Origin of the sequence: Kitasatospora sp. NPDC050463 (assembly GCF_040655255.1) — a bacterium.
Classification (GTDB): Bacteria; Actinomycetota; Actinomycetes; order Streptomycetales; family Streptomycetaceae; genus Kitasatospora.
Genome location: NZ_JBFAJO010000027.1, coordinates 21,082 through 42,681 on the forward strand (window position 1 = coordinate 21,082; position 21,600 = coordinate 42,681).

The window sequence follows — 21,600 nt, forward strand, 5'->3', positions numbered from 1 at the left end:
GCCGTGCCCGCCGACCGCCCCGGCCCGCCGCCGCCCCCGCCGCCGCTGGCCCCCCGGGCCCTGCACGGGACCGGTCTGACCCCGCTGTTCGACCACCACATCCACACCGACCTGCGCAACGCGGACGACTACGAGCTGATGGCCGTCAGCGGGGTGCTCACCGCGCTCGCGCCGTGCTCCGCCTCGCTGGAGGCCCGCGACTCCGGCAGCGCCTTCGCCGCCCGGTTCGAGCGGCTCGCCGGGGCCGAGACCGCACGGGCCGCCGCGTACGGGATCGACCTGCACGTGGCGCTCGCGGTGCACGCGGCCGACATGGCGGGCCTGCGCGGCGCGCTGGCCGGGATCGAGGTGCTGGAGCAGTACCTGGACCACCCGAGGGTGCGGGCGCTGGGCGAGGTGTCGCTGCGCGGCGGCGGCCCGGACGAGGTGGAGGTGCTGGAACGGCAGCTGAAGCTGGCGTCGGCGCGCGCGGTGCCGGTGCTGGTCGAGTCGCCGCCCGCGCTGCCGGCCTTCCGGGCGATGCTGGCGCCGCTGGCGGGCGCGGTGGAGCGGGCCGGCATCGACCCCGCCACGATCGCCCTGCTCGACCTGGACGAGCAGCGGATCGACCTGCTGGCCGAGCACCCGGCGCTGCGCGGGCTCGGCGGGTACGGCATCGCCGTCGCACCGCGCCAGGACGCGCTGTTCCAGGTCCGCGAGAAGCAGTCGCACCGCGAAGTGCTCGGCCTGCTGGAGCGGTTCGGCCCGGAGCGGCTGATGCTCAACACCGGCCTGCACTTCGGCTCGGCCGACCCGCTGGGTCTGGCCCGGACGGTGCACCGGCTCCGACTCCATGGTGTCCCCGAGCAGATCGTGAGGGCTCTCGCTCATGGCAACGCTGCCCAGTTCTTCGCCGTCCCCCACCGGGTCACCGCCGCCGGGTGAGCCCGCCGGCGCCCGCCCGCACGGGCTGCCCGACCGGGGCGCGCCCGTCGAGCAGGTGCTGGCCGAGCTGGCCGGGCTCTGCGCGGACGACCACGACTACCGGGACGGCACGGTCTTCAACTCGATCTGCTCGACGCCGCTGCCGGTGGCCGAGCAGGTGTTCGCCGCCCACCAGCAGGCCAACCTGGGCGACAACCGGATCTTCCCCTCACTGCCCCGCGCCGAGGCCGAGGTGACGGCCATGCTGGCCGACCTGATGGACGGCCCGGGGGCGTCCGGGGTGGCCACCTCGGGCGGCACCGAGGCCAACCTGCTGGCGGTGCTCGCCGCCCTCCGGCGCCACCGGGCCCGGTTCGGGGCCGATGCGCCGGCCCGGGTGCTGCTGGGCGACAGCGCGCACTTCTCCTTCGACAAGATCGCCGCGCTGCTGGCGGTGGAGGTGGTCCGAGTACCCTCCGACGACCGGCTGCGGGTCGACACCGGGCGACTGCTGTCGCTGGTCACCCCGGACACCGCCCTGGTGGTGGCCACCGCGGGCAGCTCGGAGTCGGGCGCCGTGGACGACGTGCCGGCGATCGCCGCACACGCCTCGGCCCTCGGCGTGCCGGTGCACGTGGACGCCGCCACCGGCGCCTTCCTGGTGCCGTTCGCCCGTGAGCTGGGCGAGCCGCTGCCGCCGATCGGGTTCGCCGTCCCGGGCGTCTCCTCGATCACGCTCGACCCGCACAAGTACGGCGGCGCGCCGATCCCCGCGGGCCACGTCCTGTTCCGCGACCGGGAGGCGCCGGACGCCCTGCGCACCTCCTCGCACTACCGCGGCACCTTCGACCACCACGCGCTGCTCGGCACCCGGCCCGGCGGCGCGCTGCTGGGCACCTGGGCGGCGCTGCGCGCCCAGGGCCGCAACGGCTACCGGGCGTCGGTGGCCGGGCTCTGGGAGCGGCGGACGCTGCTGGTGCGGCTGCTCACCGAGGCCGGTTTCGAGGTGGCCCCGCGGCCCGAGCTCACCGTGGTGACCGTCCGCCACCCGAGCCCGGAGAAGCTGGTGGACGCCCTGGAGGAGCGCGGCCTGATCGCCTCGGTGGCCCGCCGGCTCGGCCTGCTGCGGCTGGTCGTGCACTGGCACCAGAGCGAGCGGCAGCTGCGCCACCTGGTCACGGTGCTCGCCGAGCTCGACGGGGGCCGGCCGTGAAGGTGCTCTTCGTCTCGATCAACAAGCTGAAGTCCTTCCGGCCGGTGCTGCCGATCGGCATGGTCACCATCGCCACCCAGGCCCGGGCCGCCGGGCACCAGGTCGAGACGCTGGACCTGATGTGGGAGGAGGAGGACGAGCCGGTGGTACGGGCGGCGGTCGGCGCGTTCAGGCCCGACGTGGTGGGGATCTCGATCCGCAACGTCGACTCGCAGAGCATGCTGGAGCCGGTCGTCTACACCCCGCTCGCCCGCGAGGTGGCCGACTGGGCGCGTGACGAACTGCCCGGCGTCACCGTGCTGCTGGGCGGTCCGGGGTTCTCCACCGTCCCGGAGGACCTGATGGACTTCGTCCGGGCCGACTACGGGATCACCGGCTTCGCCGAGGAGTCCGTCCAACCGCTGCTGGACCACCTCGCCCGGGGCGAGGAACCGCTGGACGTGCCCGGGGTGATCCGCCCGCTCCCGGGCGGCGGACACCACCGGCGCGACCCGGTCTTCCGGATCGACTACCGCAAGGCGGCCCGCCCCGACCCGGCGCTGTACGACCAGCGGTACTTCAGCTACTCGTACGAGACGCACGACCGCAGCCTCAAGGTGCCGGCGACCATCCAGACCAAGAAGGGCTGCGTGCTGGAGTGCGTCTTCTGCAGCAACTTCCTGGTGGACGGCACCGGGGTGAAGTTCGACGAGGTCTCCCGGGTGGCCGACGAGGTGGAGCGGCTGCGCGACGAGGGCCTGGAGGTCCTGGAGATCGTCGACGGGGTGTTCAACCTGCCGCTCAACTACGCGTTGGAGGTCCTGCGGGAGTTCGTCCGGCGGGGCATCGAGATGCCCTGGTCCTGCATGGTCAACCCGGGCAACGTGACCGCCGAGCTGGTCGACCTGATGGCCCGGACCGGCTGCTACTACGTGGAGTTCGGCACCGACTCGGCCTGTGACCGGATCCTGCGCGGCCTGAAGAAGAACTTCCGGCAGCGCCAGATCGTCGACTCCCACCGCAGGTTCGTCGAGGCCGGCATCCGGGTCGAGCACTGCCTGTTCATCGGCAGCCCCGGCGACGACCGGGCCTCGGTCCGCGAGACCTTCGACGTGATGGAACGGCTCGTCCCGCCCGCCACGCCCGACGTGCACGCCTTCTGGACGCTCGGCCTGCGGGTCTGCCGGGGCACCGCCCTGCACGCCACCGCCGTCGCCGAGGGAATGATCACCGGAACGGAGCGATTCATCGTGCCCAAGTACTACTGCTCCCGCGCGGTCATCGAGGACGACACCCTCCTCGACGAGATCCAGGCGCGGGTGCTCGCCAACGACAACTGGTACCTGTGGTGGGGGCTCAACTCGATCAGCCTGCGCGAGCGCATCACCATGGCCCGTGCCGAGAGCGAGCGGATCGAGGCCGAACTGGGCGAGCACCTGCCGCCGCTCCCGGCACCGCCCGCGGGCGGTGCGCGGTGAGCGCCGGGGCGGACCTCCGGCTGACCGGCCCCGGCCGGCTCACCGTCGGCGAGGCGAAGCCGCCGACCGCGCCGCTCGGCCCGGACGAGGTGCTGGTCGAGGTCGACCGGGTCACCCTGTGCGGCAGCGACCAGGCGCTGTACGACGGCGCCTACGGCGGCCCGAGCAGCTACCCGCTGCGCTTCGGCCACGAGTGGTCCGGCCTGGTGCTCGACACCGGGAGCAACGGCCGGGCGCTGCTGGGCCGGTGGGTCACCGGCGACTGCTCGCGCTGGTGCGGCGACTGCCCCCGGTGCGGCACCGACCGCAACGTCTGCACCCGGATCGAGAAGTTCGGCCTCACCGTGGACGGCTTCTCGACCCGCCTGCGGACGGTGGACCGCCGCTACCTCTACCCCGACACGCACGGCCTGGGCCCCGGACTGCTGGCGCTCTCCGAGTTCTTCGCCGTCGCCGCCCAGGGCCTGCACCGGATCGCACCGCGCCCCGACGAGCGGGTGCTGGTGATCGGCGCCGGCGCCCTCGGCCTCGCCTCGTACCTGCTGCTCACCGGGGCGTACGGGGCCGGCGAGGTGGAGCTGCTGGAGGCGGACCGGGTGAAGGCCGCCGCCGTCCGGCGGCTGCTGCCGAACGCCCGGGTGCGCACCGAGGCACCCGAGCCGGACGCCGCCGCGCGGTCGGCCGGCGGCTACGCCGCCCTCACCGCCACCGCCCGCTACGACCTGACCGTGGACTGCTCCAGCGGCGCCGACGGCCTCGCCACCGCACTGGCCTGCGCCGTACCACGCGGGCGGGTGCTCTGCTTCGGGCTGCGCCGCAGCGCTGCGCTGCGCACCGACCTGCTGGTGGCCAACGCGCTGACCCTGGTCGGCTCGATCGGCGGCACCGGCGGCTTCGACCGGGCCCAGGAGTTCCTGGCCGGCCACCGCGAGGAGGCCGCCCTGCTGGTCACCCACCGGCTGCCCGCCGAGCGGGCGGCGGAGGCCTTCGCACTCGACCCCCGTACCCGGATCAAGACCCAGCTGATGTTTGGAGAGGATGCCCGGTGACCACCGCCGACCGCCCCCCGCACCTGCGCTATCCGGAGATCCGGGAGGCCGCGCTCGCCGATCTGGCGGCCTTCGAGAAGCTCAGCCCCGACCAGGTGCCCGACCACCAGTTCGCGCTGCTGCGGCGCCAGTTGGACCACGCCTTCGCCAACTCGCCGTTCTACCGCGACCACTGGGCGCAGCGCCACGGAACGCTGCGGCCCGGCACCGTCGAGGAACTGCGGACGCTGCCCTTCACCACCAAGGCGGAGCTGCGCGGCGCCTACCCGTTCGGCCTGCTCGCGGTCGGCCGCGAGGAGCTGATCCGCTACGGCGAGTCCACCGGCACCACCGGCAGCCCCACCTCGTCGATGATCACCTACGAGGACTGGATCCGCGGCAACGTCGCGGTCGAGCAGTCCGTCGGCCACGTCCTGGGCCCCGGCGACCTCGCCTTCATCGCCATCCCCTACGAGCTGGCCTTCGCCTCGTACGACCTGGACCGGGCACTGGAGCAGAACGGCGCGGCCGTGGTGCCGGTCGGCACGCTCAGCCTGGTCTGCCCGTTCGAGCGGATGGTCGAGATGATGTGGACCGTCCGCCCGACCGCCCTGGTCTGCACACCGAGCCGGGCGCTGCGCCTCTACGACATGCTGAAGGACACCGGGCGAGACCCGGCCGAGATCGGCCTGCGGACCTTCCTCTACGTCGGCGAGACCTGCTCGCCCGCCAAGCTGGAGAAGATCGCCGCGCTCTGGGGCGTCCGGCTCTCCAACGCCTACGGCTCCACCGAGACCAACTCGCTCGGCCTGGTCTGCGAGCGGGGCAGCCTGCACCTGACGGAGGACCGGCACCTGTTCGAGGTGATCGACCCGGAGACCACCCACCCGGTGCCCGACGGCACCGCCGGCGAACTGGTCATCACCTCGCTCGCCGGCCGGGCCATGCCGCTGCTGCGCTACCGCAGCGGGGACTTCGTCACCGTCGGCGCCGAGCCCTGTGCCTGCGGCAGCCCGCGCCGGGTGCTCTCCCACCACGGGCGGGTCAGCGAGCAGCTGATCGTCGGCGGGCAGCGGATCAACAAGCTGGCGCTGGAGCAGACCGTGCTCGCCACCGAGGGCGCCGGCCTCTACTGGGCCGCAGGCGTCACCGGGGACCGGCTGGAGATCCGGGTGGAGGCCGAGATCGAGGACCCGACGGCGCTCTGCGCCGCCGTCGCCGAGCGGGTCACCGCCGAGTTCGGGGTGCCCGCGGCGGTCGCCCCGATCGACCGGGCCCAGGTGCGGCGGGCGATGGACCGGATGCTCAAGCCCGGCAGCCTGACCATCGAGGACCTGGAGGCGGTCTCATGACGCTCGACCCGCGCCCGGGCAACCCGGCCGAACCCCGGCACAACGACCCCGGGACGATCGCCGTGGTCGGCCTCGGCCGGCTCGGCGCGGTGCTGGCCGACCGGCTCGCCGAGCGCTTCCCGGTACTGCTCAACGACAGCGACCCCGCGGTGGCCCGGCGGGTCGCCGCCGAGCTCTCGCTGCCCGACATGGACCAGCGCGAGATCCTCTCGGCCGCCGACACCGTGCTGCTCTGCGTCCCGCCGCAGGAGACCGCGGCCGCGCTGCGCCGGCTCGCCGCGCTGACCAAGCAGGTCGGCCGCCGGGCGCTGTTCGTCAACATGGCGACCAGCGTGCCCACCGAGGACCTGCCGGACCTGGGTGTGGAGGTGGTCGGCCTCAAACCGGTCTGCCAGTTCACCGCGGTGGCGCTCGGTCTCAAGACCGTCCTGGTGACCTCCGCGCCGCGCCGGATCGGACTGCTGCGGACCCTGGCCGCCGACCTCGGCGAGGTGGTGCTCGGGCCGGAGGCGTGCGTCGGCCCGGCCAACCGCGCCGCCACCAAGGCCGCCCTGCGCGCCTGCGCCGAGCTGGCCGCCGAGCTGACCGGGCGCGGCCTGCCCACCGACATCGTGCGGGCGGCGGTCCGCAACGTCTTCGTGGGGACGGCACTGGACTACCCGCCCTCGGACGCCAACCCCTACACCCGCTCGGTGCTGGACGAGATCGCCGCCGAGGCCACCGCCACTGCCACTGCCACGGCGCGGCCGGTCACCGCGCCACGGGCCGCCCGGACACCGAAGGGCCCGCAGCCGACCACCCCGCCGCCGACCGCGCTCGTCCCGCCGGACGCGCTCGGCTGGGCCGCCTGGGCCGAACGCCCCGTCACCCCGGGAGGACCCGCATGACCACCACCCCGCCGGAGGTGCCGCACGGCGGCGCCCACTGCGAGACCGCCTCGATGCGCAAGCAGCTGGCCGCCCACGGCCTGCCGATCACCGAGGCGATGCTGTTCGGCGTGGCCGGCGGCATCAACTTCATGCACATGCCCGCGCCGCCCGGCGGGCGCGGCTTCACCGGCGGGCGCAACGGCCCGTTCCCCGAGTTCACCCGGCGGATGGCGGCCGGCGTCGGCCTGGACCTGGAGGTCGCCGTCACCGACGACCCCGACCGGGCCCTGGACGACCTGCTGGCCGAACTCGACCGGGGTGGTCCGGCGGTGATCTACGCGGACCTCTTCCACCTGCCGTACTTCCAGGCCACCCGGCACTTCGGCGGCCACGCGATCGTCGTCCTCGGCCACGACCGCCGGCGCGGCACCGTCACCGTCTCGGACCGCCCGGCCCGCCCGCAGACCCTCACCACGGCCGAACTGGCCACCGCCCGGGCCTCCGCCCACCAGCCCTTCCCGCCCCGGCACGCCCTGCTGCGCGCCGACTGGAAGGCCGCCCGGCACCCCACCGAGGACGACATCCGCCAGGGCATCCGCCACTCCTGCCGCGCGATGCTGCACCCGCCCGTGCCCAGCTTCGGGCTGCGCGGCCTCGACTCCTACGGGGCCGGCCTGCGGCACCTGCTGCTCAGCGACACCGCCGCCGACGCCGTGGTGGACGAACTCGCCGGCGCCTACGTCGACTTCGAGCTGGCCGGCACCGGCGGGAACGCCTTCCGCAACCTCTTCCGGGCGTTCCTGGCCGAGGCGGCCGAACTCACCGGCGACCACCGGCTGGCCGACGCCGCCCTGCTCTGCGCCGACAGCGCCGGGCGCTGGGAGCGGGTGATCGCGCTGCTGCTGCCCGACTGGACGACGGAGTTCGCCGAACTCGGCGCCGCCTACCGGGCCCGGGAGGCGGAGCTGCTCGACGGCGGCGCCGCCGCCCTCGCCCGGGCCGCACTGCTGGGCGAGCGGCTGCCCGGGCTGCGGGCCGCCGCGGCGGCCGGGCTCGCCCCGGTGCGCGAGCGGCTGGCCGGCGAGCTGCGAGCCGCCCTGAGCTCCGTCGCCGAGACCGAGCGGGAGCTGTTCGCCCTGCTGAGGGAGGTGTGAGCGGCGTGTCCACCGGCCTGCTGCCGGCCGTCCGGACGCCGACCCGCCATCGGCTCTCCGACGAGGCGGACCGCCTCGCGTACGACCGGTACGTGGCCGCCCGCAACCAGTACAAGGAGGAGTTCCTCGACCTGCTGGAGAGCGCCTGCACGGACGGCCCGGTGCTGGAGGTCGGCCCCGGCTACGGCGGGTTCGCCGGCCTGCTGCTGGCGCGCCGCCCGGTCGACCTGCGGGTGCTCTGCACCGACCCGGGCGCCGTCGCCCCGCTGCGCGGGCGCCTCGGCGACGCGGCACCCGTCGACCACTGGCCGGCCGGGAGCCCGCTGCCCGCCGCCCTCGCCCGGCGCCACCCGCTGGTCTACAGCGTGCACGCGCTCGGCGAGTGCGTCGAACCGGCCGACCTGTTGCGCGAGCTGGCGCAGGCCCTGGCCCCCGGCGGCCGGCTGCTGGTCAACGACCTGCGCCGGGACCCGGACCCCTTCATCCTCGAATACACCCTGCGCGAGATGGCCGCCGACGACTCGCCCGACGGCCGGTACCGCCTGCGCACCTACCTGGACTCCCTGCGCGGCGCCTGGACCGGCGCCGAACTGCGCGAACGGCTCGACGCCGCAGGGATGGCCGACTGGGCCGTCGGCCCGGACGGCCCGATGGCACTCACCGTCGAGCACCGACGCGCCACCTGACGACCGGAGAGGCACATGACCCAAGAAGCGATCACCCGGAACTTCCTCGACACCCCGAGCTTCTGGCGCGACTACCCGGAGCGGGACATCGAGTTCGTCCGCTGGTACCCGTGCGACGTCAAGCCGCTGACGGCGGACCAGATCTACGCCACCCGCGAGAAGTTCCCCAGGACCACCTCGTTCTACGTGCACATCCCGTTCTGCAACCAGGTCTGCACCAGCTGCCCGTACAACAAGTTCTCCACCCGCAACACGCTCACCCAGCGCTACATCCAGGCGCTCAAGCGCGAGATCGACCTGTACTCGCAGCTGCCGCACGTCCGGGACACCGTGTTCACCTCCGGCTACTTCGGCGGCGGCACCCCGACCACGCTGCGCGCCGAGGAGCTCGACGACCTGCTCGGCTACATGAAGCAGCGGCTCAACCTCAGCCCGGACTGCTCGATCACCATCGAGTCGACCCCCGTCGACGTCGACCAGCAGAAGCTGGACGTGCTGCTCAAGCACGGCGTCAACCGGATGAGCCTGGGCGTCCAGACCTTCCACGACCCGCTGCTGCGCTACCTCGGCCGGGCCCGGGCGCACACCGGCGAGTCCGCCACCCGCACCATCGAGCTGATCGACCGCAGCGGCCTGGAGAACCTCTGCATCGACTACATGATCGGCATCCCCGGCCAGACCCCGGACCTGTGGGCGCAGGACATCCGCACCCTGATGGACCTCCCGGTGACGTCGTTCTCCGTCTACAACTACGCGGTCATGCCCGGCTCGGAGGTGTTCTTCGCGCTGCAGAGCGGCGCCACCCCGCCCTGCCCGAGCACCCGCGAGGCCGACGAGATGTACCAGTACCTGCACACCACGCTGATGGACGCGGGCTACCTGGCGCTCACCTACAACGACTTCATCGAGCCGATGCGGCCCGAGTGGGAGGCCGCCGGGGTCAAGACCTACCCGGTGGTGAAGGACGGCAGCAAGCCGTACCGCGGCCTGGAGACGGACACCTTCTACCTGACCGACCACCTGTCGCAGATCTGGGGCCGGTGCGGGGACATGGTGGCCATCGGCTCGGGCGCCTACGGGTACCTGAACAACCACATGTACCTCAACGAGCCGGACATCGAGTCCTACATCAGCCGGTGCAACGAGGGCCGGCTGCCGGTGGTGATGGGCGCCTACACCGACGAGCACGAGCAGCGCTGCCGCAGCCTCGTCCTGGGGCTGAAGCTGCTGCGGGTCAAGCGCTCGGTCTACCGCGAGCGGCACGGCGTCGACCCGTACGAGTACTTCAAGGACAAGGTCGACGACCTGGTGGCCAAGGGGCTGCTGGAGGTCGACGACGACGCGATCCAGGTCACCTACCCCAAGGGCTGGTACTACATCGACAACATCTCCAAGAGCTTCTACTCGGACGCCAACTACCGGCTCCCGCAGCCGACCTCGGCGAGCACCGAGATCCTCAAGTGGCAGATCGACCGCACCGACGGCCGGAAGGGGCTCCCCCTTGTCCAGTTCTGAGACCACCGCGCGCCGCGCCCGCCGGGGCCGGATCTTCGACCTCGCCGAACGGGCACCGCAGGGCGACCCGTTCGAGACCGCCGAGGAGTGCCGCGCCTACGACCGCAGCGTGCGCACCTCGATGATCATCCCGATGCAGCACATGATGAAGCTGATCGGACCGGACTGCGGGCCGGACAAGGACGTGCTGGAGATCGGCTGCGCCAGCGGGCTGCTGTCGCTGCGCCTGGCCGCCCAGCACCGCGACTCCACCTTCACCGGGCTGGACAGCAACGACGCCTTCCTGGAGGTCGCCCGGGAGAACACCATCTTCGCCAACCTGGTCTCCTACGGCGGCGACTTCGCCTGCGACTGGGCCCGGTACAGCCGGCTGCCGTACCCGGACGACAGCTTCGACGTGGTGTTCAGCTTCTGCGCGATCAACCGCTGGGACAAGCCGGCCCGGATCCTGCCCGAGCTGGCGCGGGTCTGCCGCCCCGGCGGCACCGTCCTGCTGTACGACCTGGCCCGCGACGCCGACGAGGGCATGGTCTCCTTCGTGCTGCAGTACGCCGGCGGTGACGCCAACGCGTTCATGACCTCGCTGCGGGCCTCGTACTCCACCGAGGAGATGCGCGAGCTGCTCGACCAGGTCGGCCTGGGCGACTGGAGCGTCACCAAGGAAGGCATCAACCTGGTGGTCTCCTCCCGGGCGCGGGACACCGGGTACACCGTCGGCGAACCCGGCATCTACGAGCGGATCTTCGACTGACGGTCCGCCCCGGTCCGGGTGCGGTGCCCGCCACTGCGGCGGGCACCGCACCCGGGGCCGCCGAGCGGGCGAAAACGCAGCCCCCTCCTCCGGAAGGAGCACGACCATGCCCACCGCGGATCTCCGCCGGTACCGGGTCGGCGTCGTCCAGCTGTCCGTCGCCACCAACCGCCGTGCGGAGAACCTGGCGCGGGCCGAGAAGCTGGTGCGCGCGGCGGCCGACGACGACTGCCGGCTCGTCGTCCTGCCCGAGGTGTTCGCCACCGCGCTCAACCTGCCGAAGAGCCACGAGATCGCCGAGCCGGTGCCCGGACCGCTCACCGAGTGGCTGGCCGGCCTGGCCCGCGAGCTCGGCGTCTGGATCGCCGCCGGCGTGCTGGAGCGCGCCGGGGAGCACGTGCACAGCACCGCCGTGCTGCTGGACGACACCGGGGTCCTCGTCGGCACCGCGCGGCGCACCATGGTGTACGACCTGGAGGCGCACTTCATCACGGGTGCCACCGGTGCCCGCGTCTTCCCCACACCGCTCGGCCGGATCGGCTTCGCGCTCGGCTACGACGTGCAGTTCCCCGAGGTGCTGCGCGGCCTGTTCGCCGCGTCGGCGGAGGTCATCGTGGCCCCCTCGGTGCTGCTGCGGCCGTTCGCCGAGCCGGTGCGGCAGATGCTGCTCGCCCGGGCCGCCGAGAACTGCGCCTACGTGCTGTTCGCCAGCGCCACCGGCGAGAACACCCTCGCCGGACTCACCTACATGGGCCGCAGCGCGATCCTGCGCAGCCCGCTGGCGATCGGCGCCTACTCGCGGGACTTCCGCAAGCAGCAGCCGGTCCTCGCCGAGGCGGACCGCGAGGAGGTGCTGCTGACCGCCGACCTGGACCTGCACGAACTGCGCCGGATGCGCGAGGCGGCGCCCTTCGCCGCCGACTTCCGCCGCTCGCCGCTGGGGCTGGCGCTGACCGCCGCCACCCACCCGGACGGGCCGCTGCCCGACTGGGCCGCCGACGCCCTCGGTACGCGGACCACCCCGGACACCCCCGACCACGCCCCGGCGTCCCCGGGCACTCCTGACCACGCCCCGGCGTCCCCGGGCACCTCGGACGGAGCCTGAGCACATGACCGTCGACCGCAACCTCGCCACCAGCCGGCCCCGGGTCGCGCTGATCCAGACCTTCTGGGACCCGGACCCCGAGGTCAACCTGGCCCGGACGCTCGCCCTGCTGGACACCGTCCAGGACGTCGAGCTGATCATCCTGCCGGAGTTCTTCCTCGGCCCGCCCTTCTACTTCCCCGGCCGCGCCCACCTCAAGGGCGTGATCGACCAGCCGGTGCCCGGCCCGGTCTTCGACCGGCTCGCCGAGGTCGCCCGCGCCAAGGGCTGCTACCTGCTCTGCGGCACGGTCGTCGAGCGCGAGGACGACCGCTACTACAACACCGCCGTCCTGCTGGACGACCAGGGCCGGATCGCCGCCAAGGCCCGCAAGACCCACCGCTTCGCCGCCGAGATGGTCACCGTCTCGCCCAGCGACGAACTCGTCATCGTGGACACCCCGTTCGGGCGCCTGGGGATCTGCGTCTGCTCCGACTTCTGGATCCCCGAGGTGCCGCGGACACTGGCGATGCGCGGCGCCGAGATCATCGCGGTGCCGGGAGCGGCGCTGCGCGGCAACATCCAGATCACCCGGCCGTGCATCCAGGCCAACTCCTCCTTCAACGTCTGCTACACCCTGCTGGCCAGCGCCGTCGGCGAGGTGACCGGCGAGCGCGCCGGGCGGACGGTCTCCATCTCGGTGGCCGGCCACAGCACCGTCGCCTCGCCCGAGGGGTTGGTCGGCTCGCTGGACGAGGAGGAGGGCGTGCTGATCGCCGAGCTCGACCTCGACCGGATCCGCGAACTGCGGGAGGTCGACCTGTCGTTCCGCAAGAGCCTCTACTTCTGCCTGCACGGCCGCCGGCCCGAGCTGTACCAGGAACTGCTGAAGCCGTACGCCGGCCACCAGGACCTGGAAACCCTGATCACGGACTACCTGACGACCGGTCGACGGAGCTGATCAGCCATGGCACCCAGCCTGCTCTACCCCGCCGCCGAGCACCTGCCCACCGGGGCCGACCGCGAGCCCGCCCTGAAGGAGGTCCTCGACTGGGCCGACCGCGCCGCCGCCACCAGCACCGCCGACGCGCTGCTCGCCTTCTTCGGCCAGCCGCTGGACCCGCGCACCCTGCGGCTGACCGGCCTGCACCACGTCGCCGTCTACCTGGGCGACTACCGCGCCGAGGAGGAGTACGAGGCCTGGCTGGAGACCGTCCGGGCCCATCCGGGCCTCGGCCGGGTGTCCGCCGGCCCCTCGCACATCGCGCCGCGGGTGCACGGCACCCCCGGGCACTGGATCAACCTGACCACCGAGCGCGGCACCGAGGTGGAGTTCTTCACCTGCCGCTCCTACGGGGCCTGGGCCGACGAGCCGCCCGAGCGCAAGCGGGCGCTGATGTCGCACCTCGGACTCTGCGTCGACACCCCCGACCACGTCCGCCGGGTGCTCGACTACCTGGCCGGCTTCGACAGCGTCGAGGTGCTGGCCTACGCCCCCGCGGACGAACTCGGCCACACCTACGGCCACCTGCTGCGCACCGACACCGACCGGGTGCTGGAACTGGTCCACGCCGGCCGGAGCCACGCATGAGCGGGCGACGGGGGCACCCCCGGCCGAAGTCCGGGGGAGAGCGGATCATCCAGGGGTGCGCGTGCCGCGAAGCGGCGGCCGAGCGAAGCGAGGAGACGGCATGAGCGGCTACCCGGTGCCGGCCCGGCTGCCGGAGAACGCGCCGGGGCGGTTCTACGTCAACGCGGAGTGCACCGACTGCGACACCTGCCGGTGCATCGCCCCGGACTCCTTCGTCCGCAACGACAAGGCCGGCTACACGTTCGTCGCCCGCCAGCCGGCCGACGAGGACGAGGAGGAGCTGGTGTACGAGGCGATGGACTGCTGCCCGGCGGACGCCATCTGCGAGGAGGAGTGAGCGCCCGCCCGCCGGGGCCGAGGATCCTCGGCCTCGGCGGCTCGCTGCGCCCCGGCTCGACCAGCCAGGTGCTGCTGCGCCGGGCGATCGCCGTACTGGACGCCGACGGCTGCCGGACCTCCCTGCTGGACCTGCGCGAGCTGGACCTGCCGTTCTGCAACGGCGACAAGCAGGATCCGTGGCCGAGCCGCCCCGACGTCAAGCTGCTGCGGGAGGAGTTCCGGGCCGCCGACGGCATCATCCTGGCCGGACCGGAGTACCACGGGACCATCGGCGGGGCCCTGAAGAACGCCCTGGACCTGCTGGACTTCGAGCACGTCGAGGGGAAGGTCTTCGGGGCCATCTGCGCGCTCGGCGGCCGCAACAACTCCAACGCGCTCAACCACCTGCGCCTGGTGGCGCGCTGGTACCGGGCCTGGATGGTGCCCGAGCAGGTCGCCGTGCCGCAGGCGCGGACGGCGCTGCCGGGCGGCGAGCCGGCCGATCCCGAGCTGGGCGCGCGGGTGGACGAGCTGGCCCGCAGCGTGGCCCGGGCGGCGGCGCTGCTGCGGCCGGTGGCGGCGTCGGCACCGGGAGCGGGACCGGCGTCGGCACCGGGACCGGCGTCGGCCCGACCCGGCCGGATCGGGCCGGAATTAGTTCCGAACGTGTCCAGGACAGTCAAACGCGGGCGCTGACCCGTTGATAGCGTCACCCCTGTGAATAAGACGCACACGTTGGGTGCGCATTTCCAGGGGGCCGGAGAATGGTTCCCGGTGCTCCCCAGACCACTTCTCGTGATCAGTCTCCGCCATCCGTCCAACGGAACTCCGCGCGAGGCGACCTGGCTTCGCCTCACCGCCTTTCTGTTCAATCGCGGGATTTCCGACGACCGCACCGTCGGTATCGAAGTCCTGTACGACGACCCGGAGTCCACGGCGCCCGACCGGCGGCGTTTCGACGCCTGCCTGTCGGTGCCCCGGGACCGGGTCGCCGGGCTGTCCCTGCTCGATCCGCGCCGGGACAGCCTGGGCATCCGCGTGCTGCCCGTCCTCAGCGAGCGGCTGATGCTGTGGCGGGGCGGCTCGGCCCAGGCCGAACCGCCCGTCCGGCACCGGCACGTGACACCGGCCGCCGACCTCGCGCTGCGCGCCAACTGGCCCCGGTACGAGGTCTACCGGGGTTCGCCCGTCCTGACGCCCGGGCGCCCCGAGGTGGTCGGCTGGTACGCCACCGCGACCCCCACGGCCGGCGCCGTGGGCGGCAGCCTCCTCCCCCCGCGCACGCCCGCCGCCGGCGTGCCCCGCCGGCCGCACGGTGCGGTCCGGCGCGCCTCCGGAAGGGGTCAACGACCTTGACGACGACCACCACGATGGACTGGGACCGGGCCTACCGGGCCGGGGACCACCACCAGTACTGGGAGCTCAGCGCCCCCTCCCCCGACCTGGTCGGCTTCCTCGCCGCCACCCCGCCCGCCCCCGGCGCCCGCGCCCTGGACCTCGGCTGCGGCACCGGCTGGGACACCGTCGCGCTGGCCCGGGCCGGGTACCGCGCGACCGGGGTGGACATCAGCGCCGAGGCCGTCGGCCTGGCCGCCGCGCGGGCCGCCGAACTGGGCCTGGAGATCGAGCTGTCGGTCGGCGACGTCCGCGGACTCGACCTGCCGGACGAGGAGTTCGACCTGCTGGTGGACCGCGGTTGCTTCCACCACCTCGGCCCGGAGGACCGCGACCGCTACGCCACCGAGGTGGCCCGGCTGCTGAGCCCGGGCGGCCTGCTCTACCTGCGCGGCAGCCGGCAGGAGATGTTCCCGTTCAAGCCGGTGGACGCCCCCGCGCTCACCCGGCACTTCCCCGCGGACCGGTTCAGCACCGGGCCGCTGATGCCCTTCCAGTTGCACACCGACGTCCTCAAGCTGGACGCCAACGCGGTGGTCCTGCGCCGCGCGGACTGAACCGGGGCGGCCACCCGCCGCGCCCGCGACCACCCTGCGCGGCCACCCACCGCGACCACCCTTCACGACCCACCCTTCGCGACCGTTTCGCGCCGGCCCGCCGTGACCGGCGGACATTCCGTGCTTCCCCGTTCCCGGAGCCCGGTGCCCGCTTCGCCCGACGGCTTCCGACGGCTTCCGGCGAGTTCCGGCGCTCCAAGAAATGAGCCACCTATGCCCACCCCGCAAAGCCGGGACAAAAGTCCCTGGCTCATTCTCGGCGTGCTCAGTATGGGCTTCTTCATGACGCTGCTCGATATGACGATCGTCAATATCGCGCTGCCTCACGTGATGTCCGGCGTGCACGCCTCGCTGGACGAGGGCCTGTGGGTGTTCAGCGCCTACATCCTCGGCTACGCCACCCTGCTCATCGTCGCCGGCCGGCTCGGCGACCTGTTCGGCCCGCGCCGGGTCTACCTCTACGGGCTGGCCGTGTTCGTGACCGCCTCCTGCCTGTGCGGGGTGGCGCCCAACGCCGGCGTACTGATCGCGGCCCGTGCCGTCCAGGGCATCGGCGGAGCCATGCTCGCCCCGCAGATCCTCCCGATCGTCACCATGGTCTTTCCGCCCTCCAAGTGGGGCGCGGCGTTCGGGTTCACCGGCGCGCTCTCCGGGCTCGCGGTGCTGACCGGTCCGACGCTGGGCGGCGTCATCGTCAGCTACCTGGACTGGCGGTGGATCTTCTACCTCAACCTGCCCATCGGCATCGCCACCGCCTACCTGGTGCTGCGGCACGTCCACGACTACCGGCCCGGCAAACGGCAGCCGCTGGCCGTGCTGCCGACCGCCCTGCTCGTCCTCGGCCTCACCGCGCTCGCCTTCGGCCTGATCGAGGGCGAACGCCTGGAGTGGAACGCCACCGCCTGGTCGGCGATCGCGGCGGGGCTGCTGGTGCTGGCCTACTTCGTGCTGGACCAGCGCAGGCACCAGCGCTCCAGCCCGCTGCTCCCGTTCGACCTGCTGCGGCTGCGGAACTTCGCCTCCGCCAACATCGTCGCGGCGATCATGGGCTTCTCGATGCTCGGCGCCTTCCTGCCGATCTCGCTCTACCTGCAGACCGTGCTCGGGATGTCCCCGCTGCGGGCCGGCTTCACCATCGCCGCGATGCCGCTCACCTCGGCCCTGGTCGCCGGGGTCGGCGGCAAGCTCTCCGACCGCGGCTCGGGCAAGGCCGTCATCCTGACCGGGCTGGCCTGCTTCACCGCCGGGCTCGGCGCGTTCGTCCTGGTCACCGGGACGGACACCGGTACGCTCGCGCTGCTCGGCCCGTTCGTGCTGGCCGGCCTGGGGATGGGCCTGGTGTTCTCGCCGCTGTTCAGCGTCGGGATGCGCCAAGTCCCGCCCCCGCAGGCCGGGGTCGCGTCCGGGCTGGTCAACACCGCGCAGGAGATCGGCGGGCTGCTGGCCAGCGCCGCGATCGGGGCGATCCTGTCGCTGCGGCTCTCCAGCGGCCTGCGCGGTTGGGTGGACGAGCAGGCCCTCGCGCTCCCGCCGGAGGCCCGGGAGGGCTTCAAGCAGGCGTTCGCCCCGCTCACCGACGGCGCCCTGAAGATCGGCAGCGGCGGCCCGCCGCCCGCCCTGGCCGGCGCCGACCCGGCCCAGGCCGCCAAGGTCCAGGACGCCTTCGCCCAGGCCTTCACCAGTGCCATGCACAGCGGCCTGCTGCTGCCGGTGGGCCTGCTGGCCGTCGGCTGGGTGGTCGCCCTCCTGCTCATCCGGGACGTCCCGGCACCGGTCTTCGGCGCCCCGCGACCGCCCGCCGCCAGGGCCACGGGCAGCGCCCCGGCGGCGGCCGAGCAGGCCTGAGCGTCGCCCCCCGTCCCCACCCGCCCCAACCAGCCCCAACCAGCCCCAACCGGCCCACGCCGACCAGACCGATCCGCACCGAACGAAGAGAACCGAGGAGTCATCCGATGTCCCAGTCCCCCGTGGTGCTGTCCACGCACATGATGGCGACGTACATGGTCAAGCCCGGCTGTGCCGAGCAGGCCCGTGACATCATCGCCCGTCACTGGCCCGCCCTGAAGGCCCACGGCCTGGTCACCGACGAGCCCGCGACCGTCTACCACAGCGAGAGCGAGCACGGTCCGGTCTTCTTCGAGATCGTCACCTGGGTGGACGAGAACGCGGTCAGCCGCGCCTTCAACACCCCCGAGGTCAACGCGATCTGGCAGGAGATGGCGGCGATCACCGAGGCCCGCGAGGGCCGGCCGCCGGTGGACTACCCGATCGTGCACCGGATGGGCTACTTCCAGGACGAGCCCGACCTCCCGGAGGAGGACGCCTACACCGGGCTCGCCCACTACCTCGTCCGCCCGGACAAGGTCGCCGAGTTCCACGAGTTGATGTCCCGCGACTGGCCGACCCTGCGCGACGAGAAGCTGACCACCGGCGACCGCGCCGTGGTCTACTTCGGCGAGGACGCCACCGGCCCGTTCTTCCTGGAGATCGTCCGCTGGTACGACCAGCAGGGGCCCAGCATCGCCTACCGCAACGACAAGGTCAGCGCGATCTGGCAGGACGTGTTCCGCTACACCGAGGGCCGCAGCGGCCGCCCCGCCTCCGAGTACCTGTGGGCCGGCGAGCTCCGCTACCCGTACCACGACGCTGACTGACGTAACGTCAACCTCCAAGAGAACCATCAGCGTTCGGACGGGCCGGGCCCCTGCGCCCGGGCCCGTCCGGCCCCGTCCGACCGGAGTTTCCTCGGTGACCCGCAAGACCCCCCAGACGTTCGGCACCCCGCCCGCCCCCGTCCTTGCCGACCGGCTCAGGTCCGAGCTGGAGGACAGCGCCGTGCCCGGCCGGGCCGAAGGCGAGAAGGCCTACCTGAAGAGCAGCCTGGAGCACATCGGCGTGCCGCTGCCCGCCATGCGCACCGTGGTGCGCGGCTTCGTCCGCCGCCACCCCGGGCTCGACCGGGACACCCTGCTGGAGCTCACCGAGGAGCTCTGGGCGCCACCGGTCCACGAATCGCGCTCCTGCGCCGCGCTGCTCCTGGAGGCCCGCTCCGACCTGCTGGTCCGCGCGGACACCGGCTACCTGGAGCAGTTGCTGCGCGAGTGCGAGACCTGGGCGCACGTCGACCTGATCGCCCCCAAGGGCGCCGGCGCCCTGCTGCTGCGGCTGCCCGAGACGTCCGAGGACTTCCTGCGCTGGAGCCGGGACGAGGACCAGTGGGTGCGGCGCGGCGGCATCCTGTCCTACCTGCTGGCCCTGCGTGACCGGGGCGAGTTCCCGCACTACTTCGGCGCCTTCGCCGAGCTCGCCGACCCGCTGCTCACCGACTCCCGGTTCTTCGTGCGCAAGGCGCTCGGCTGGGCCCTGCGCGAGGGTGCCAAGCACCACCCCGAGGAGATCGCCGACTGGCTGCGCGCACGCCTGCCCCGGGTCTCCGGACTCACCCTGCGCGAGGCGATCCGGCCGATCGACGACGACACCTGCCGGAGCCTCCTGCGGGAACACGCCGAACTCGGCGGGCGCCGCCCTCGCGGCTGACCGTCCGCGCCCCGCCCGCGCCCCGTCCACCGCCCGCCCGCCGCCCGCCCGGAGGCCCGTATGACCGCCCAGAGTCCCGCCGACCGGCACCGCCGGCCGCTCCCGGTCGTCCAGGTGCTCGCCGAGGACGGCCGGCACCGGACGATCTGCCGGATGTGCCACGGTGGCTGCGGCGCCGTCGTCACCGTCGACGGGGGCCGGCTGACCGCCATCGAGGGCGACCCGGAGAACCCGAACAACCACGGCTTCCTCTGCGCCAAGGGCCGCGCCTCGCTGGAACACCTGAACCACCCCGACCGGCTGACCACGCCGCTGCTGCGCACCGGACCGCGCGGCAGCGGCGAGTTCCGCCCGATCGGCTGGGACGAGGCGCTGGACCGGACCGCCGCCGCCCTCGACCGGGCCCGGATCGAACGCGGCCCGGAGGCGGTGGTGCTGGCCCAGGGCACCGACCGCAACTACCAGGAGTGGCTCTTCCGGTTCGCCAACAGCTTCGGCACGCCCAACGTGCTCGGCCCGGCGCACGTCTGCTTCTACCCCCGGGTGATGGCCGGCATCCTCACCGCGGGCGGCTTCACCTTCTGCGACTACGAGGGCCGGCCCGACCTGGTGCTGGTCTGGGGCTCCAACAAGGCGCTCACCCACGGGGACGGCGTGATCGGCACCCGGCTGCTCGCCGCCGTGCGCGACGGCACCCGGATGATCGTGGTCGACCCGCGGCAGACGTCGCTGGCCGCCCGCGCCGAGCAGTTCCTCCAGGTCCGCCCGGGCGGGGACGCGGCGCTCGCGCTGGCGATGATCCACACCGTGATCGAGGCCGACGCCTACGACCACGCGTTCGTCGAGAAGTACACCGTCGGTTTCGAGGACCTCGCCGCCCACGTCGCCGACTGGTCGCCCGAAGCCGTCGCCGAACGGACCGGCGTGCCGGCCGAGCTGATCAGGGCCGCCGCCCTCGCCTACGCGGCGGCGCCGAGCGCCGCGATCGAGCTCGGCACCGGTCCGCAGCAGCACCGGGACTCCTTCCACACCTGCCGGGCCGTCCTGCTGCTCTCGGCGATCTGCGGCAACCTCGACGCGCCCGGCGGCGACGTCCTGTGGGACCCGCCCGGCATCGACGGCCGGCGGTCCTTCCCGCGTGCCGAGCTGCTGGCGCCGGAGCAGGCCGCCAAGCGCCTCGGCGGCGACCGGCACCGCATCCTCGCCATGTCCGGCTGGGCCCACCCCGGCTCCGTCTGGGACGCCGTGCTCGACCCCACCGCCCCCCACCCGGTCACCACCATGCTGGTGCACGGCAGCAACCTGCTGCTCAACTACGCCGACTCCGACCGGGTCCGGCGGGCCCTGGAGCGGCTGGACTTCCTCGCCGTCGCCGATCTCCGGCTCACCCCGACCGCCGCCATGGCCGATCTCGTCCTCCCGGTCGGCGGCTGGCTGGAGCGCGACCAGATCGTCGAGCACGCCCACTACGTCGCGGCCCGCCGGGCCTTCGCCCGGGTCGGCGACACCCGCTCCGACGAGTGGATCCTCACCGAGCTGGCCCACCGGCTCGGCCTGTCCGCCGACTTCTGGCCCGACGCCCGGGACTCCCTGGACACCCGGCTGGAGCCGATCGGCATGGACTGGCGGCAGCTGGCCGAACTCCACTACCGGGCCACCACGTTGGAGTACCACAAGTACCGCAGCCGTGGCTTCGGCACCCGCAGCGGCAAGGTCGGCCTGCGGTGCGACGCCCTGCGGGCCTTCGGCTACCCTCCGCTGCCCGTCCCCGGCCCGCCGGTCGGCGGGCCGGACGACGGCCCCTACCTGCTCACCTCGGCGCACTCGCCGTTCTACTTCAACTCCGAGTTCCGCGACCTGCCCTCGCTGCGCTCCAAGGAGCCCGAGCCCCGGCTGGAGATGCACCCCGAGGCCGCCGCCCGCGAGGGCCTGACCGACGGCGACTGGGCCGAACTCGCCACCCGCACCGGCCGCATCCGGCTGCGCGTGCTGCTCACCGACCGGATCGCCCCCGAGGTGGTGATGGCCCCGGCCGCCTGGTGGTACCCGGAGCGCGGCGCCGACGGCGGCTGGCGGGAGGCCAACGTCAACCTGCTGACCACCAACGAGGACGAGAACGCCGAGATGGGCTCCTCCACCTTCCGCGGCCTGCGCTGCACCGTCACCCGGGCGGCGCGGCAGGACGCCTGA

General features: G+C 73.3%; 21 protein-coding genes. All 21 read left to right on the forward strand.

Annotated features, from left to right (window positions below):
- Positions 1-3 precede the first annotated feature (3 nt).
- The 21 genes from AB0J08_RS18775 (at position 4) to AB0J08_RS18875 (ending at position 21,600) form a co-directional block, all read left to right on the forward strand.
- Positions 4-924 (forward strand): deoxyribonuclease, encoded by a 921-nt coding sequence (locus AB0J08_RS18775; RefSeq protein WP_360634811.1) that lies wholly within the window; start codon positions 4-6, stop codon positions 922-924.
- A complete protein-coding gene (mfnA, locus tag AB0J08_RS18780; RefSeq protein ID WP_360634814.1) occupies positions 869-2,116 on the forward strand; it encodes a tyrosine decarboxylase MfnA in 1,248 nt (415 codons plus the stop codon). Before AB0J08_RS18775 ends, mfnA begins: the two co-directional genes overlap by 56 nt.
- Positions 2,113-3,573 (forward strand): cobalamin-dependent protein, encoded by a 1,461-nt coding sequence (locus AB0J08_RS18785; protein WP_360634817.1) that lies wholly within the window; start codon positions 2,113-2,115, stop codon positions 3,571-3,573. Before mfnA ends, AB0J08_RS18785 begins: the two co-directional genes overlap by 4 nt.
- On the forward strand, positions 3,570-4,622 hold the full coding sequence (locus AB0J08_RS18790) for a zinc-binding dehydrogenase (protein WP_360634820.1): 1,053 nt from the start codon (positions 3,570-3,572) through the stop codon (positions 4,620-4,622). Before AB0J08_RS18785 ends, AB0J08_RS18790 begins: the two co-directional genes overlap by 4 nt.
- Positions 4,619-5,953, forward strand: a complete 1,335-nt coding sequence (locus tag AB0J08_RS18795; RefSeq protein WP_360634823.1) for an AMP-binding protein — start codon at positions 4,619-4,621, stop codon at positions 5,951-5,953. The genes AB0J08_RS18790 and AB0J08_RS18795 overlap by 4 nt, the downstream gene beginning before the upstream one ends.
- Complete coding sequence (locus AB0J08_RS18800; RefSeq protein ID WP_360634826.1) at positions 5,950-6,840, forward strand: NAD(P)-binding domain-containing protein; 891 nt, start codon at positions 5,950-5,952, stop codon at positions 6,838-6,840. Before AB0J08_RS18795 ends, AB0J08_RS18800 begins: the two co-directional genes overlap by 4 nt.
- A complete protein-coding gene (locus tag AB0J08_RS18805) occupies positions 6,837-7,976 on the forward strand; it encodes a BtrH N-terminal domain-containing protein (RefSeq protein ID WP_360634829.1) in 1,140 nt (379 codons plus the stop codon). The genes AB0J08_RS18800 and AB0J08_RS18805 overlap by 4 nt, the downstream gene beginning before the upstream one ends.
- Positions 7,977-7,981: 5 nt before the next feature.
- A complete protein-coding gene (locus AB0J08_RS18810; protein WP_360634832.1) occupies positions 7,982-8,662 on the forward strand; it encodes a methyltransferase domain-containing protein in 681 nt (226 codons plus the stop codon).
- A 15-nt stretch (positions 8,663-8,677) separates the two neighbouring features.
- The gene (locus AB0J08_RS18815; RefSeq protein ID WP_360634835.1) at positions 8,678-10,177 is read left to right on the forward strand and encodes a coproporphyrinogen-III oxidase family protein; all 1,500 of its coding nucleotides are present in this window, start codon (positions 8,678-8,680) and stop codon (positions 10,175-10,177) included.
- Complete coding sequence (locus AB0J08_RS18820; RefSeq protein ID WP_360634838.1) at positions 10,164-10,928, forward strand: class I SAM-dependent methyltransferase; 765 nt, start codon at positions 10,164-10,166, stop codon at positions 10,926-10,928. The genes AB0J08_RS18815 and AB0J08_RS18820 overlap by 14 nt, the downstream gene beginning before the upstream one ends.
- Before the next feature lie 106 nt (positions 10,929-11,034).
- Complete coding sequence (locus AB0J08_RS18825) at positions 11,035-12,033, forward strand: carbon-nitrogen hydrolase family protein (RefSeq protein ID WP_360634841.1); 999 nt, start codon at positions 11,035-11,037, stop codon at positions 12,031-12,033.
- Positions 12,034-12,037: 4 nt separating this feature from the next.
- The gene (locus tag AB0J08_RS18830) at positions 12,038-12,973 is read left to right on the forward strand and encodes a carbon-nitrogen hydrolase family protein (RefSeq protein WP_360634844.1); all 936 of its coding nucleotides are present in this window, start codon (positions 12,038-12,040) and stop codon (positions 12,971-12,973) included.
- Positions 12,974-12,979: 6 nt separating this feature from the next.
- Positions 12,980-13,603: a hypothetical protein gene (locus AB0J08_RS18835; protein WP_360634847.1), complete on the forward strand. Its 624-nt coding sequence runs from the start codon at positions 12,980-12,982 to the stop codon at positions 13,601-13,603.
- Between the two features lie 100 nt (positions 13,604-13,703).
- A complete protein-coding gene (locus AB0J08_RS18840) occupies positions 13,704-13,940 on the forward strand; it encodes a ferredoxin (RefSeq protein ID WP_360634850.1) in 237 nt (78 codons plus the stop codon).
- A complete protein-coding gene (locus AB0J08_RS18845; RefSeq protein ID WP_360634853.1) occupies positions 13,937-14,617 on the forward strand; it encodes an NAD(P)H-dependent oxidoreductase in 681 nt (226 codons plus the stop codon). Before AB0J08_RS18840 ends, AB0J08_RS18845 begins: the two co-directional genes overlap by 4 nt.
- Positions 14,618-14,716: 99 nt before the next feature.
- Positions 14,717-15,277: a hypothetical protein gene (locus AB0J08_RS18850; RefSeq protein ID WP_360634856.1), complete on the forward strand. Its 561-nt coding sequence runs from the start codon at positions 14,717-14,719 to the stop codon at positions 15,275-15,277.
- Positions 15,274-15,873, forward strand: a complete 600-nt coding sequence (locus tag AB0J08_RS18855; protein ID WP_360634859.1) for a class I SAM-dependent methyltransferase — start codon at positions 15,274-15,276, stop codon at positions 15,871-15,873. Before AB0J08_RS18850 ends, AB0J08_RS18855 begins: the two co-directional genes overlap by 4 nt.
- Before the next feature lie 213 nt (positions 15,874-16,086).
- Positions 16,087-17,718, forward strand: a complete 1,632-nt coding sequence (locus tag AB0J08_RS18860; RefSeq protein ID WP_360634862.1) for a DHA2 family efflux MFS transporter permease subunit — start codon at positions 16,087-16,089, stop codon at positions 17,716-17,718.
- Between the two features lie 107 nt (positions 17,719-17,825).
- A complete protein-coding gene (locus tag AB0J08_RS18865) occupies positions 17,826-18,527 on the forward strand; it encodes a hypothetical protein (RefSeq protein WP_360634865.1) in 702 nt (233 codons plus the stop codon).
- Between the two features lie 94 nt (positions 18,528-18,621).
- Entirely contained in the window at positions 18,622-19,410 is a 789-nt protein-coding gene (locus AB0J08_RS18870) for a DNA alkylation repair protein (protein ID WP_360634868.1), read from the forward strand.
- 60 nt (positions 19,411-19,470) lie between these two features.
- Positions 19,471-21,600 carry a molybdopterin-dependent oxidoreductase gene (locus AB0J08_RS18875; protein WP_360634871.1) on the forward strand — a complete coding sequence of 710 codons (2,130 nt, stop codon included), beginning with the start codon at positions 19,471-19,473 and terminating at the stop codon, positions 21,598-21,600.